At 34.6% G+C, this 15465-nt stretch carries 11 protein-coding genes; all 11 read right to left on the bottom strand.

Features of this window, described 5'->3' with window-relative positions; translation table 11 throughout:
• Nucleotides 1-25: 25 nt before the first annotated feature.
• The 11 genes from BO18_RS10275 to BO18_RS10220 all read right to left on the bottom strand — a co-directional run bounded on the left by BO18_RS10275 (nucleotide 26) and on the right by BO18_RS10220 (nucleotide 15436).
• On the bottom strand, nucleotides 26-1657 hold the full coding sequence (locus BO18_RS10275) for a hypothetical protein (protein ID WP_034445944.1): 1632 nt from the start codon (nucleotides 1655-1657) through the stop codon (nucleotides 26-28).
• A complete protein-coding gene (locus BO18_RS10270) occupies nucleotides 1654-3327 on the bottom strand; it encodes a hypothetical protein (RefSeq protein WP_034445942.1) in 1674 nt (557 codons plus the stop codon). The genes BO18_RS10275 and BO18_RS10270 overlap by 4 nt, the downstream gene beginning before the upstream one ends.
• On the bottom strand, nucleotides 3324-5102 hold the full coding sequence (locus BO18_RS10265; RefSeq protein ID WP_034445940.1) for a DUF6020 family protein: 1779 nt from the start codon (nucleotides 5100-5102) through the stop codon (nucleotides 3324-3326). Before BO18_RS10265 ends, BO18_RS10270 begins: the two co-directional genes overlap by 4 nt.
• A gap of 117 nt (nucleotides 5103-5219) precedes the next feature.
• The gene (locus BO18_RS10260; RefSeq protein WP_034445937.1) at nucleotides 5220-6836 is read right to left on the bottom strand and encodes an ArnT family glycosyltransferase; all 1617 of its coding nucleotides are present in this window, start codon (nucleotides 6834-6836) and stop codon (nucleotides 5220-5222) included.
• 26 nt (nucleotides 6837-6862) lie between these two features.
• Nucleotides 6863-7762, bottom strand: coding sequence for a hypothetical protein (locus BO18_RS10255; protein ID WP_185752399.1), 900 nt, complete (start codon nucleotides 7760-7762; stop codon nucleotides 6863-6865).
• A gap of 125 nt (nucleotides 7763-7887) precedes the next feature.
• Nucleotides 7888-9315 (bottom strand): MBOAT family O-acyltransferase, encoded by a 1428-nt coding sequence (locus tag BO18_RS10250; protein ID WP_051688642.1) that lies wholly within the window; start codon nucleotides 9313-9315, stop codon nucleotides 7888-7890.
• Between the two features lie 103 nt (nucleotides 9316-9418).
• Nucleotides 9419-11035: an ArnT family glycosyltransferase gene (locus tag BO18_RS10245; RefSeq protein WP_034445932.1), complete on the bottom strand. Its 1617-nt coding sequence runs from the start codon at nucleotides 11033-11035 to the stop codon at nucleotides 9419-9421.
• 758 nt (nucleotides 11036-11793) lie between these two features.
• Nucleotides 11794-13251 carry a DUF6056 family protein gene (locus BO18_RS10235; protein WP_185752398.1) on the bottom strand — a complete coding sequence of 486 codons (1458 nt, stop codon included), beginning with the start codon at nucleotides 13249-13251 and terminating at the stop codon, nucleotides 11794-11796.
• Between the two features lie 58 nt (nucleotides 13252-13309).
• A complete protein-coding gene (locus BO18_RS10230) occupies nucleotides 13310-13723 on the bottom strand; it encodes a sugar 3,4-ketoisomerase (protein WP_034445925.1) in 414 nt (137 codons plus the stop codon).
• 17 nt (nucleotides 13724-13740) lie between these two features.
• Entirely contained in the window at nucleotides 13741-14487 is a 747-nt protein-coding gene (locus BO18_RS10225) for a class I SAM-dependent methyltransferase (protein ID WP_034445923.1), read from the bottom strand.
• 1 nt (nucleotide 14488) lies between these two features.
• The gene (locus tag BO18_RS10220) at nucleotides 14489-15436 is read right to left on the bottom strand and encodes a glycosyltransferase family 2 protein (protein WP_034445921.1); all 948 of its coding nucleotides are present in this window, start codon (nucleotides 15434-15436) and stop codon (nucleotides 14489-14491) included.
• Between the last annotated feature and the right edge of the window lie 29 nt (nucleotides 15437-15465).

Raw genomic sequence — 15465 nt, 5'->3', positions numbered from 1 at the left:
TACTAAAACTTCATATACGCACCAATCATCTCGTCACATAATAAGCACACGAAACGTGGTTAACTCCTAGGTCTTCAATACTATATCCGCTTTCCCTCAGGTCGCTTATAACCAAATCCAAATCATATCCGTCCTTACTCCATAGCACGAAAGAATCAGGATATGCAACTTTATCATACTGGTATGTCAGCAGATCAACCGCAAATATTGATGATTCATCCGGCATCTGATGAACGCAGTCATATAACTCATGATTTGTTATATCACCATCCAGATCCTTCACATATAACACAACATCCTCATCACTATGCTGTTCTATCCTTGCCTTAAAATCAGCATCTGATTCATAAATATACTCAACATTCCTGGTCACAAACGGCATTAAAGCAATTATAAGTATCCAAAATGCAATGATTCCAAATGTACGCTTTCTTATTCCTTCGGGTTCTATCTTCACAGTCAGCCTGTCAACAATATACCAGAAAACTATTGTCGCACAAACAAAATTGAAAAAATTATACCTTGAGCCGCCATCACTGAAGTCTTCAATAGCTGCAAACATAGTATAAATAATTGCAGCTATGGCAATGACCAGTATAAATGCAGAATCACTGCCCATCTTGAGCTTTCGAAAATCAATAGTAACTACCTTGTAGGCAAAAATGAGGTATAGCAAAACAGTGATCACTGCCAACGCCAATAATCCCGAATGCCCAAAGTAATAGCCTGCAAACACCCCCTTCAAGAAGGTAAAATAGTAGCTGATCGCATCAAAAGAAGGATGCAAAAGATTTTCTGCTATCCGGCTTACAACAGAGCTGCCTGTGTACTCAGCTGGATTAAGTACTGCCTGTAAGTAATCGGTACTACTAATTACATATATTCCCCCAAGTAGCATAAAGCCACTGTACGAAATAACCTGCTTCCACTTTTTTGTACGTATTAATCCAATTATAAAACAAACAGACATCGCACCAAAATAAGGAATGGTAAGCTCTGTATGATTGTATGAGAAAAAAATAAGGACATAAATGCCAACTACGCCAGCGATGATAGTAGGTAATTTATCCTGCGACCAGACAACATGATACAGATTAAGAATGACCAGCAACAGCCATATCACTAATGAATAGAAACGAATATACTCGACAATCCCTATCACATATCCCGAAAAGCCAAACATTGCAAGAGCGAAAGCTTTTGAGGGCGCACTCATTTTTAGCCTTGTTATCAGCCGCAACAAAAAAATCTCTGCCAGAATGAAAAAGATCATATTAAGTGCAATTCCCGGTCGTGACGTAATTATTGAATATCCAGCTAGAGACATTGCTATGTTTAGCAGCCCATTGTAGCTTCTTCCTTTAAATAGCAGCTTAAGCCATTTCAAAAACGGTAAATTAAGCAGATGCTCCTCTTTTGAGACAATTAAATACTTCTTTAACTCCGCATTACTCATCCATTCATTCATCTTCCAATCAGGTGTAAGCTGGATATAGTATGATGAATTTCCTTGTCCCGAATAAGAAACTGCCCGTTCAAATGAATATAATTCATCAATAAAATAATTTGTCTTAGCACTTGCCCAATACAGCATCACAGCAAGCTGGAGCGCTATAATAACTGCATATATTACGTATTCTCTGGTTTTCTTTATCATCTATGCTCCAAAATAATATAATCCTCTTCACTAATGTTACACTGATAATCCAAAGAAGTAAAATAATCTACAGCCTCTTCCTCAAGTAGTTCATCTTCTTTTCCTTTTATTATCACCACTTTGGTCGGAAACTTATAATCATGAACTGAATAGTAGTAGCCAAGTTCTTCAACACTTGTCTTAAACCTAATAACATAAGGAGATGCAATCTCTGCATCTGACATAAGATAGTACATGGGATTTGCGGGCACAAAAAGGACCTTATCACTATCCTGAAGCCCGGCTTCCTGGATAATATCCTGTACCATATTGTATTCCCTGACGTTTTCTTCTGTAGTATATATGCCTCTGGCCAAACCTATCTCAATCCTTTTATTTAGCTCAGCCACAGAAGCATCCCCCCATATAAATGTCATACGCAAAACAAATTGCGACAAAATAAATACTGCAATTGTGCTATACACCGATATCTTTGCGGCCTTACTACCTTCCAAACAATGGTGAACCAGCTTAATGTTTAAACTGATTGAAGCCATAGCTGAAACTATGAACATAGCTGACATTGAAAGTATCTCAGTATTTGTCGCAAGATAATCGCATGTAGCAAATAAATAACCGGCAAATAACCATAAAAGTTCCCGATAATATGGTCGTAAAGATTCCTTTATATAAAGAAGTATGAATATTGCCTGTAATCCATAAAAGAACATTGGCACAAGCATAAGATTTATAGAAATACTGCCATAAATAAATGCAAAGCGTATTGTAGCATATATGATAATCGCACACAAAATACCATATATCAATTGGAGACTGATATTCTTCTTTCGAAAAATGATAAGAACTCCATCTAAAACAATTAAGGGAAGCCAGGCCCTCCAATACACCCTGATAACCCGATAGACACTGGCAAAAAGCTTGCTTACAATCCCAGCATTATGTTCCGGGTCAGAGAATATATAGTGAAGATTAGTAACATATTCCGGGATTGTTCCATTCATAAGCACGCTAATACAGAAAGGAACAAATAGCACCATAATGCCCAGACAAATCCAGATTAGCTTTCTAACAGAAAAAAAAGCGTTTTCTTTATGAAGAAATGCCAGGACTATTGAAACCAGACAATATAAAACAAAAATGATTGCCACATGTGGGATAGCTACAACAGAAAACGCCAATGCCACTCCGGCCAGAAACGAATTTCTCTTTAGATTTCTACTCTCATTCCCAAAAGTAAGTGCCAAAAAGATCAGAAATCCGGCAATCGCCACAGTGTTATAGCATATGCTCATAATTCCGTAGGGCGTAGACAAAAGATATGCGATTGCTATTATTCTGGTTGTAGGATCTTTCCATCCCAAAACTACCAGGAGGATGCAAGAGACTAAAACCTGAAAGATAACATATGCAATGCGCATTCCAAGAAGGCTAATTCCTCCTGCCGGGAAAATGCCGACAATTTTAGACATAAAAAAACCAAGCAGCGTTGTTGCAGGCTGCCAGTCATCAATCAGCACTCTATCCCCTTGTAAAAATCTCTTTACCACAGCTGGCTGCGAAAACTCATCTGAAAATGACAGTCCAATTCCATAAAAGCACCTAAATACAAGTATTGCAATGACTATAGCAAAAGCCCCCAAATACAGGAAATCAGTTTTTCTTAATCTCATACTTCGGTGGTCTCCTCATTTGGTCTAAGCGCTATAACTGCCACTATAGGCAAAGCGCAAAAAGCACCATATATGTACCTGAATTCCGCCCAAACCGGAGTTGCTAACATCAAGGATAATACAAGAAAAACTATTACTGACGATACTAATACAGTAATCCTATCCCTCTTAATGCAACCAATAAAGAAACATACAATGTTTATCCAAGTAAATAACCCTATACTGGTTAGTAGCTCCAATATTTTCAAATCATCAAACATCCAACAATACTCATCAAAAATAAGGCTCAGCCTTTCACTTCTAATTGTTCTCTCAATACCAAAATAGTTTTCATGAACTCCAAAATATAAATATGGGTATTTATAACCGGCATTCCAAAAGCCCTTCGTCTCATCTACCCATGCTCTGATATATGCCCCAGGATGCTTTAATCCCAACATCAAATAAAGCTTTATGTACGTGAGCTTATTATCTACTATTTGTTGCTGATTATTCTTTTCTCGGACCAGATCCTTGATCGGGTTAGAGCCATTGTTCTGATACTCTTCAGCAATTCGTTCAACATCGATCACTTCCTCAAGAGTCTTTCTTTCCCAATCACTTAATGTATTTCCTTCCTGTACTACCCTGGCAATCTGTTGAGCAGGAATCGATAACGCCTCAATTGTATCTGGCTGTCTGACATGCATCATTGTTAAGACATTATGTTTAAGGAAAAATCCCACAACAAGTGCAAATAAGAAAACCCATAAAACCTTTTTTTCTCCAAATCTCCATAGCAAAATAAAAACTATCACAGAAAGCGCATAAACAAAAAATCCATTGCTCCGAAACAGGCATACTCCAACACTTGCTAAAAACAATACTATAAGATTTATTATTTGACATCCTATAGATTTTATAGACCTATAGGTAAAAACAACGAACAGTAATAAAAAGCTGCTAAAAACTGTATCTTTCCACATAGTGATACTATACATAATGTGATATGGCATAAGCGCATAAAACGCCACAGATATGCCAATCCCCCAAATAGGTGCCCCTATAACAGCCATTGTACTAACAGCAGCTGAAAACGATATCGCAGAAAGCAAAATTTGAAAGACACTATATGTCGCATATGCCGCATTAATATCATTAAAAAGCCACATCCCCAAAGCCATAACATATTTAATAAGCATGGTATGGTAAAAAGGATGGTGATTAGTATATTCCCCTGCTACAATCTGTCCAACCTGACTAAGTGTATCAGACATAAAAACGCCAGGATAATGGCAACAGATCAGGATAATAATTCTTGGAAATACAATAGAAAAAAAAGAAGCACAAAAAATAATAATAATCTTTCTCTTAGAATAATACTGCTTTTTCCATTTAATTGAATTCGAATTCAACACTATTGACTCAAAGATATTATAAAAGGTGACGAAACCACCTATAAGAAATATAAATACAAGTATAAGCTTATACAAAACAACAAAACGATTATTAAAAGAATCAGGTACGAATGGATACTCCCAAATCTTATAATTTGCCAACAATACAATCAGAGAAAATATTATAGAAAAGACGAACGTTATCCCCCTGTTTTTATCTATTTTTTTATTATAATTCTGGATAAGGCATACTAGAGCTAACACAATTGTTACTTCGTACACAAAATAGCGTGCATCACTGTATAGCAACTGTCCGCCATAAGTAGCTAAGATTATGCACTGAATCAAGAATTTTTTGCATTTAAACATACTTAACAGTTTTGTTACCGTAGTATCCATATATCATTTTCCCTTAACTATAACCTCATTTTTCTCTTTCTCTTTTCTATTGGCTAAAATAATCTCTTTATCTGAATGCAACACTAAAACTATACTTCTCTTTCTGAAATTCACATATTATTCTTCTCCAGAATCGTAATAAGGTAAATCTGATATATTATATATTTTTATATCAAACGTCCCTATAATAGCTCCATTCATCATATCACCAATAGCTTTTAAGTATTCTTTACATAATATAATATCATTTTTAGTAGTCATACTTTCTCTTTGATAAGGCATGTTTGCCACATCTCTGTAATCAAGCTTTTTATCCCATATACAGCTATTATTTCTATCAAGGTATTCTAAAATATCATCAGTTTCATTATATGATCTTCCACTCCACACATAATAATCCACGTCCTGAATCTTATATAGTTTTCCATCAATGAAGCGAAATACATCACTGCCATCATCACTTGCAAATAAATAGCTAGGATCAATTCTGACAGCTGTATTGAACGCCGTATATCGTCCAGATACAGCATTATTGATAGTTATTCCATTTTCCTTACAAAATTCTTCTTGAAGAAATCTAACATCCTGATCTCTGGCTACTGCAACTGCATCAACGAAAACAGTAGCAAGTGTCATCTCAATAATAATTATGCAAGTAGTTATTACTGAAAGCACTTTCCCCACCGTTTTATATTCAAACAGCTTACAAATTGCATATGAAACAAGAATACTTTGTACAAAAAACAATTCCAACGCCCATCTTAGAAACGTTCTATTCATAACGCAAAGTATACCTAACTTTGTTACGCATATCAATAAGACTAAAAACTTCTTCTCTTTACTAACCAGCACATAGAATAATCCTAAAATACTAAGAATAATAAAAATAATTCCCAGGCCCATATATGAGTTAACAAAATAAGCTTTTAGGTTAGTAAAATATCCTGGCTTTTGCCCGGCATCCCAAACAGCAATATAAAAAAAATCGTCTATCGCCCCTTTTAGATTCCATGTAATATCTGGTGCAATAACAATAATGCTGGCAATGTACGTAAAGAATGCAATTACTCCTCTCTTAATAAACTCGCCAATGGATTTTGCAAAAACAAGAATAATAATGCCGATAAATACACCATCGGCACCAGCGTGCCACTTTTCCATTGTCGCCATAGCCGCGACAATGGCCATCAAAACAATGTATTTAATCTTTTTGTTCTCTATATAACACAATGCCAAGAGCATTATTATTGCCGAAAAAAACAATGTTGTAACATCGCCAGTAACTTGTTTTGACATCATTATCATTATAGGTGATACTGCCAAAACACACGCACTGACTGTTCCAACATGTTTGTATATTGCATTTCCTATTAGAAATATAAGTATAATTGTTAATGTCCCTGCCAACGCAGTAACCAAACGGCATATCAAATATTCTTTTACCAAAAAATTGTATGATTCACCGCCCAAAATATGTCTATAAATCACAACAATCAATGTCTGCAATTTAGAAAAACAATGTGCTGGGTACGCAAATGAATCATAAAATAAAGACTTATTCTCAACCATCGTAATAACCGGATCAACCATTCTTCCCTCATCAACCTGATGAAGCATCGTATCAGTTCCCCAATTATATCCTAGGAATCGAAAAACGCCCCCAAAAACAGTGGCAACAAAGCATAAAATATAGTCTATTTTGCATAGGTTATATCGTCTTTTTATATCACTCATATATCACTTTCCCTAAAAATATCTCTTTATCTCTCATCATTCTCTTTTCTCACCTCTTCTAACCATACAATTCCTCTTTCATATGGCGCGTAATCCGTTTCACCACGTCTATCAGGTAGTTCATAGTTACTAGAGAGATAGTCTTCCAACCATTTATTATATTTTGTCACGCCATTATCATTTAAATGACCATCAGAAGCACAACAATCAGTACTGTAGTCAATCCCCATTTCTTTATACAGTTTGCACCCATCAATAAAAGGAATATTATTCTCTCTTGCAATCTGAGCAATATAATTGAAATACATCTCCACCTCTTCAGTTACACATGGCCACGGTGTATTAGCAAGAATCAACTCAATCTCATTTTCCTTACAGTAATCTATTATTTTCCTAAGATATTTTTCATTTTTCTTACTTATTGCTTTTGTTAACATGCAGTTCGAAACATCATCGCCTACGTCACCAGCAACAACCACTCCCTTATAATCATATCCCATCGAGTCAATATACTTGCCATAGAATTTATTAAGTGAAAAGCCATTAAACTCCTCGTCATGATTGAAAGGAAAAACCAGTAATAAATCTAATCGACTATCTGCTCTTGATACCATAACTGTTTTTATCTTATTAATAGATAGTGGGCAATTAAGCATATTTATTACTGGCTGGTTTATCTCATAAGTATCTTCATTCTGAATTGCCCCCAGCATATATGTATCAAATATAATCAACTTCGGATTCTGAACCTTACATGCCTCCTTTATGTAATAATATGACTGCCATGGTGCTTGTGAACCATACGTTATAACATATGCAGCAATTCCCTCATCTTCATACATTTGAATCGGATTAAATCCATTTGCAGCATGACTCGATCCGAAACAAAGCACATCTACCCTGTTTTCACCTACTGTTTCAACCATATCAGATACATGCCAATTTCTTTTTGGTAAATACAAATAAAAAACAGTCGCGGTAACTAAAACTATTGCAATTATCCTACACGCTCTATTAACGTATAACCTATTCATCACTCATTACCCTTACACTAAAAGTATCTATAAATAAAATAACTTGCGTCATGCTGATCTCCATAAACACCAAAAATCAAAATAGCCAAAAGTAAAATGACTATCAAAGGTCCTCTCAAATAGAATTTTAGCTGGAACAAAACAACATCTATTCTTTTATTCTTATATGTTAAAACATCGACGACAGTCATAACAAGTATCGATATAATCAATACATACCAGTCCCAAATTTCAATCCCCATACCATACATCAGTAAATCCATGCTTTCCTTCGTAATATCAGATGCAACAACAATCTGACTCACATAGTATAAAGCATCCTTTATACCCGTTCTAAAAAACAGCCATGCAAAAGTAACAGCTAAAAACATTAAGATTCTTCTTATGGCACTAATAGCCTTACTATTTCCCAAATTATCGTCAAGAAATCTACCTGATTTGGTCAAAACAGCTTCAACTATCTGATAAAAAGCATGTAAACTTCCCCAAACCAAATAGTGTAATCCGAATCCATGCCATGCTGCACTTACTAAAAACGTAAGAAAAATGTTAATATTTCGCCTTAATGTTCCCTTTCTATTTCCTCCAAGTGGAATATACACGTAATCCTTAAGCCATCTGCTCAAAGAAACATGCCACCTAGACCAAAACTCCTTAATACTCGTTGACAAATATGGTGCTGAAAAGTTTTCGGATATCCTGTACCCGAATACTTGTGCCATTCCTATTACAATAGCAGAATAGCCTGCAAAATCAGTATAAATCTGAACAGAATAAAGCATTGCCACAATAACAAAAGCAACAGAATTAATATACTCCGTTCCCATTTTATCAAAGACATAATTTACAGGAATAGCCGCTTTCTCAGCAATAACAAGCTTAAGAAAGTACCCCCATATCATGTAAATTATTCCGCATATTATTCTCTCATAATCCGCATTTAATTCTAAACTATTCCTGTTATACTCAAATTGGAAATCTTTATATCTATAAATAGGTCCTGATGTTATAGTCGGAAAAAAACATAACCATGTTAGCAGTTTTATTATATTTTTTTCAGGTTCAACATCTTTTCTATATACGTCTACAACATAGGAAATTGCTCCTAATGTAAAAAATGACAGTCCTAAAGGTGCAACGATAGAAGTTTTGTTGTTAGGCATAATTCTAAAAAGCAGAATAATTGAGACCAATAAAAGAATAGAACAAGTTAATACCAGTTTTCGCCCACCGATATTACCAGTTTTCATTATCTTGCCAGAAAAATAAACTATTATTGCTTCAACTCCAATAACATAGATACCATTTAATCCAAAGCTCATATAAAACAAAATATTTATAAGTAATAGCCCCCATTGTCTATATTGAATTGGAATGCAGTAATAAAGTATCGCAGTAATTGGTAATAAAACTATAAATTCAGAAGACGTTATTCCTAACCCCATATCTCCCCTACTTCATGAACATCGAAATGCATATTCAAATCTTTGAAATCCACAGTAAAGTTGTGGCCTCATTTTGTTTAGGTACACACATTTGAGTATTTACTCACTGTCCATTCACAAAATCTGATACATCATATATTGAAAATGATGGCCCTATTATATCTGCATTTAGTATCGTCTTGATATCATCTATATTTTTTCTAAGTGTGTCTAGTTCAACATCACTCCATTTTCCGGATCCAGCCGCTCTTTGGAAGATATCAAAATCAGAATTACAACTTTGTAGGCTATTCAAAAGTTTCCCATTATTTTTTACAACTGCATACCCATCAATATTCTTCTGCCCATAATAACCGCCAATTACAACATATTTAATATTGTCATATCGCATATATGACGTTCCATCTTCCTCGTAAGCAAAGTCACTTCCATAATCACGAAATGCTATAGGGACACCCTCTCCAGCTTCTCTCATTCCCCCGGGAGAAAGTGTGGTGTAATAGTCGGATAGAGTATTCTCATTCGTTGCACCTATGCCACTTAATACTTCCTCTCCAACTATCCTGCTATCCTTATTTGAATAAATTGCTATCAAATCCACCAATAAGCTCTCAGAAGCAAAGCACAAAAATACCATGGCAAAGCCTATCACACCTATGACCTTAACGCTCTTAGACTTATCATGTATTAAAGCCCATATGCCATCGACCAAAAATAGAATTATTCCCCAATATATGCCACAGCCCCATCTGGAAAAAGATGTTCGCCTCATGAACATCCAAAAAACAAGCAGGCAAATGGGAGAAAACATATATACAACATAATATTCAAGGTTACTATTCTGCGTCAATTTGAATATATTACAAATCCCAATTATCACAAAAACAACTGAAATAATCCCCAGATGAGTAAAAAAGAAGGCCGGATATGCAGAAATAGACGGGTTCTCAATAGTTCCATCATAGACATAAGTAAAGCGGATCCCTTCTATAACTCCTTTAAAATCAATTAGAATATTGGGAGCCAGGATAACAATCCCCATCAAATATGAAGCAAGAGAAATCATTCCATCTGTTATGAATTTTGAAAATGATCCTTGACAGCACAGTAAAACAACCGCAACTATAAAAAAACATACCCATGCCCCATGCCATTTTTCTAAAGTGGCACATGCTGCAAAAAATGACATTAGAATCAAATACTTTTTTTGTTCTGTTTTTATCAGCATCTGCGCCATATATAAAACCAACAGAGAAAAAAATAGAGCTGGTATATCACCCGTCACTTGTTTAGAAAAGCTAGACCAAATAGGGCAAACCGACATAATGGCTGCAAACACAATCGCGAATTTTTCATCTTTTATTCTTTTAACAATCTTCCAACTTAGGAATACTATAGCAGATCCTAAAATACTATATAAAAATCTATTTGCAAAAAAATACTGTATCGGCTTCAATGGAATAAACTTATTCCAAATAATCAGAAAAAAAGCCAGTATCTTAGAAGATACTTGTGCTGGATATGCCCAATAGTCATGTAACAAAACTTTTGATTCTACCATCATACGAACTGGACTTACCAGCTTGCTCTCATCCGGTTGAAATATGGAGGTTATTCCCCAGTTGCATCCAACACCAAAGTTTATAAAAGCAATGAACACTATTATGATCATTGTTATCGTATATTTGTGCTTTGATATCTCACTATCAATGTGAAGCATAAAAACCTCTTTCCGACCAAATTAATTACCTAAACTGCCTATTCTCGATCTTTTTTAGCACCAAGAAAGCTATAGTATAAATCCAATAACACCTCATCATAGACCCCCAGCGTCATCATATGCCTGCCGAAGCCAGTTAAATACTCACCGCTTTCGAACATATTAGTGTTAGCCCAGAAAAGCACATACATCACTACTAGGAATAGGTACATAATAATAGCGCTAGTAACACTATAAAACAGAAGATTCTGTATCAATCTTTTAATAAGCAGAAGATATATCGTAATATGCAAGTATATAAAAAACATTATTGAGAGGTCCGCACGGAATAATGCAGAGAATCTATCGGTAACATGTAGTCCGTTCAAATATGCGCTGGTCACATCATATATGAACGAATCATTATTTCCCATCATATAAATCATTGTCGTAAAAATAAACAAGCAAATACATAGCAAAGATAATATTACTATTACTCTATCCCTAGAAAAGGTCATTCATAACTCTGTCCATGAAATCGTTTTTGTACCCACTTAATCGCTATAACAGATAATACTGAAATAAGCACAACACTGCGCCCAACCTTAAAACGACACTCAAAAAACAGCAATTGCCACACATAGTATTCATCTTTTATCTTTGCAGCTATGAATATTCCATAATATAACTTGTAAGCAGAATACTAGTATACCTACTATTACACTATATAAAAACATAAATCATATCACTTTGAATAAACAATATCCTTAAATAACAAATCAATCATCATAAATAACCTTAACCGATTTCTTCTTATAAAAATTTGCCATAGCTGTATTACGCCAATAATCCCATCTTTCCTCATCATCCCCCAGTCTCAATCCAAGAATTATTCTATCTTTTGGAGGACACCTATTTGAGTCATACCAAATAACGACATCATCATCCCCATGTTCCACCATTTCCATTATTTCTTCCTGATAATCAGAATAATCATGCGCACTTCCATTAATAATAGATTGAATCATGTATGGAGTAGTTAATTCAAAAATTTTTCCGCCACCTATAAGTAGTAATATATTTGCACATAATGTCAAAGCTATCAAAACTCCATGGCTTTTACCAAATTCAAGTTGTGGCCACTTTGCTCTTAGATATCCAGCAAAATAGAAAACCCATAAAGTCATCAATATATAAATCGTGATATCCTGAACAAATAGTGCTCTATCTTCAAATACCGTATCTACACTTTGAGCTTTTATTCCTAATGCATATGGAAAATCAACTAGCGTAGCCCCAAAAATCAATAGCAAAGCAAACATAATTGGATGTTTATATGTCAACTTTTCATCAAAACTGTATCTAGCCCACTTATATACCAAAATCAGCATTATCATCACTAGTACAATAAATGGAGTTCCTATACATAATTGCCAAAAGCGTTTAATTATATTAAGAAAGCTAGTCTCAAAAACCGATAATGGGTTTACTCTGCTTCCATCACCCCATCTTATAAAATTACCCGGTGCAAGTACATTAGCAAGTGTAGAAATAATCGCAATTATAACAGGCAACACAAGTTTAAATTTGTTTTTAACTCTGTTTTGCAAGATTCCATAAATAGCTGTAAGGAGATATAATCCACACCCCAATGTTGCAATATTAATAGTTCCGCCACCTATAGCAATTCCCAAAAATGCTGCTGTCAACCAGGCATGATTCTGTTCACGCAAATAATCTAAATAAAACGCTTCACCAAGAAAAAGAAAGATAAATGGTATTATATAAATCACAATTACATTATTCCAGGTATATACTTCAGAATATATATAGTTATTAGTATTCCAGAATAAAACAATAAAGAAAATAGCCATTGTTGATACTGAATTATGTTCGCTATCTTTCACAAAACGATCTGTTAAAACATATAAAGACACAAAAAAGGCAAGCATACATGCCGCATTAAATAGACGCAGTCCTACTAATCCCCAGCGAGCAAACGCATTTAGATATAACATAAAGAAAATCCCTGTGTATGATCCCTGAAATTCCATCCAATATCTACGCGTACCGTATAGCGCGCCAGATAAATAGTTACCCTTTTCCTGCACATACATTAACGTCTCAGTGGCACATGAAAAATCATCTGCAAAAGGTATAGAAAGCATACAATAATATAATATTGGGAAAATAATAATACACGAAAAAAGAATAATGCAAACTTTAAGCTTTCTCACTAAACCATCTCTCCATATGAATCTATGCTATAAAAAAACAATCCAACAAATAAAAACGCTAATTCATTTCTTTATTAACCATATTTACATACTTATCAAAGTCTCTTATATACTCTGCTTCATTATAATGTTCAGAGCACAGGACAAGTAGTACCGAATCCTTTGAAAAATCATACATCTCTTTCCATAGCATTTCCTCTAAATACAATCCTCTTTTGGGAGTATCTAGATTTACAATCGTTTCCGAGATTCCATCGTTAACCTTTATTTTACAAGATCCACTAACATTAATCATAACAAATCTCGTTTTCTTATTCGCATGCTGTCCTCTTACAACCGTGGCATCCGATCCATAGATATAAAAGACTCGTTTTATCTCAAATGGCACAAACCGGCTTTCACCTTCAGCCACAATTAAGTTACCTCTTTCATCTCCAAGTTCTTCGAAATCAATCACTCTATATTTGTTCATTACAACTCACCCTTATATTATTTTTTCTTACATACTACTAATAAAGACAATCCTGGAAACTCAGCTTTACGTAGCATTTTGCAAATTGCATAATCTATATTCAAAATTGCAATCACCAGTTTCGTTATAAAATCCCCCTCTGAATACTTCCACTGTGTTGTAACATCTTCGTGGGCAGCAAATTTAATACCAATAGTCTTCTGAATTATGCGAACCACGAAAAGAGAAAAATAGAAATAATGAGAATACTCTATATTGACACCATCTATTTGTGAAATAACCTTTTCAAATTCATCTTTGCTATATCTTCTAATATTTCCCACATTAGTATCATATTCCGAATAGATCGAAGAAAAAGCCGGTACCGTAAAAATCATATATCCACCAGATTTAATCATATTCGAAAAATTTTTAATAAAAGAACAATCTTCGGGTATGTATTCTAATGAATCCATCATTATTGCAAAATCAAATTCATTATCATCTACTTCCTCAATATTACTATACAATCTGCATTTGTTTTTATCCCATACGCCTGGTTCACATTGCTCATATCCAATGTCTACAGCAACTACGTTTGATTTCGGAGCAAACTGTTCAATAAAAATCTCATCAAAAAACAAATCTCCCGCTCCAATATTGATATATCTGATATCTCTTTCTATATCAATAAATCTTAATATATCCTTAATCACAGACCGTGTTCTACTTAATTCCCAAGGATGTCTGTGAAAGTTATTTCCTTTAATCTCGTTAATATCCATCTTATTTCAAATTATCCCCATTTGATTGCTCGCCATAAATCTCATCAATTATAAATGGTCTCCTATTTCTTGTAGCATCAAAAGTACGCCATACGTATTCTCCTAGCATTCCCAACATCCATAAAACTAGTCCCATTGATAAAAGAAGCACACACATTAAGGATGACCAACCTGCAACAGGAGTACCTTTCGTAAAATATTCAGCAAACACTACAATTGCTAAAACAATAGCAAAGATAAAAAAAACTATACCGATTAGCCACATTAGCCTAATTGGAATATAAGAGAAACTCACAAATGAATCTAGTAATAACTTGAATTTCTTAGCAAATGTCCATCTTCCCTTCCCAGATTCACGTTCTTTTCTATGGAAATATATGACATCAGTCTTAAATCCAACCCATAAAACTTGAAGCGTTAATGATGAATTCATTTCATCCATAGAGAGAAGAACATCAATTACTTTTCTATCAATAAGATAGCAATCGCATCCCCCCCTAGGCATACGCTTACTAACAAAACCTCTGATTAGATTGTAATAAATATTCGCAAAAAACTTGACTCCAAAAGAATCTTCTCTCTCAGATCTAGCTGCTAAAACCACCTTGTTTCCAGCTTTCCAACTATTATACATCTCCATAATAAGAAGACTATCTTCTTGCATATCTGCTTGCTTAGTAACTGCGCAGTCACCAGTACAAACTGACAATCCAGCCAAAATTGCAGAGTGTTCACCAAAATTCCTTGATAATCTAACTGCCTTGATATGTGAATCTTTGCTTCTCAAAAGAGTTATTATTTCCCAGGATTTGTCCTCTGAACCATCATCAACAAATACTATTTCATAATCATCCAATTGGTGGATAACCTTATCCGTTAGATCATCATAAAGATGCTCGAGCGTATCTTCATTAAAATACACTGGTATAACTATTGATAGTTTATTCATAATACTCCATCTTATCTTTAATAGTACTA

It is taken from the genome of Butyrivibrio sp. AE2032, assembly GCF_000702965.1.
Note: the sequence above shows the minus strand (reverse complement) of the source record. Positions and strands in the feature narration are given on the sequence as shown.

Excerpts from the sequence above, each read along its gene's own strand:
- BO18_RS10275 (WP_034445944.1), bottom strand. The coding sequence starts at position 1,657 with ATGATAAAGAAAACCAGAGAATACGTAATATATGCAGTTATTATAGCG.
- BO18_RS10270 (WP_034445942.1), bottom strand. The coding sequence starts at position 3,327 with ATGAGATTAAGAAAAACTGATTTCCTGTATTTGGGGGCTTTTGCTATA.
- BO18_RS10265 (WP_034445940.1), bottom strand. The coding sequence starts at position 5,102 with ATGGATACTACGGTAACAAAACTGTTAAGTATGTTTAAATGCAAAAAA.
- BO18_RS10260 (WP_034445937.1), bottom strand. The coding sequence starts at position 6,836 with ATGAGTGATATAAAAAGACGATATAACCTATGCAAAATAGACTATATT.
- BO18_RS10255 (WP_185752399.1), bottom strand. The coding sequence starts at position 7,762 with ATGGTTGAAACAGTAGGTGAAAACAGGGTAGATGTGCTTTGTTTCGGA.
- BO18_RS10250 (WP_051688642.1), bottom strand. The coding sequence starts at position 9,315 with ATGGGGTTAGGAATAACGTCTTCTGAATTTATAGTTTTATTACCAATT.
- BO18_RS10245 (WP_034445932.1), bottom strand. The coding sequence starts at position 11,035 with ATGCTTCACATTGATAGTGAGATATCAAAGCACAAATATACGATAACA.
- BO18_RS10230 (WP_034445925.1), bottom strand. The coding sequence starts at position 13,723 with ATGAACAAATATAGAGTGATTGATTTCGAAGAACTTGGAGATGAAAGA.
- BO18_RS10225 (WP_034445923.1), bottom strand. The coding sequence starts at position 14,487 with ATGGATATTAACGAGATTAAAGGAAATAACTTTCACAGACATCCTTGG.
- BO18_RS10220 (WP_034445921.1), bottom strand. The coding sequence starts at position 15,436 with ATGAATAAACTATCAATAGTTATACCAGTGTATTTTAATGAAGATACG.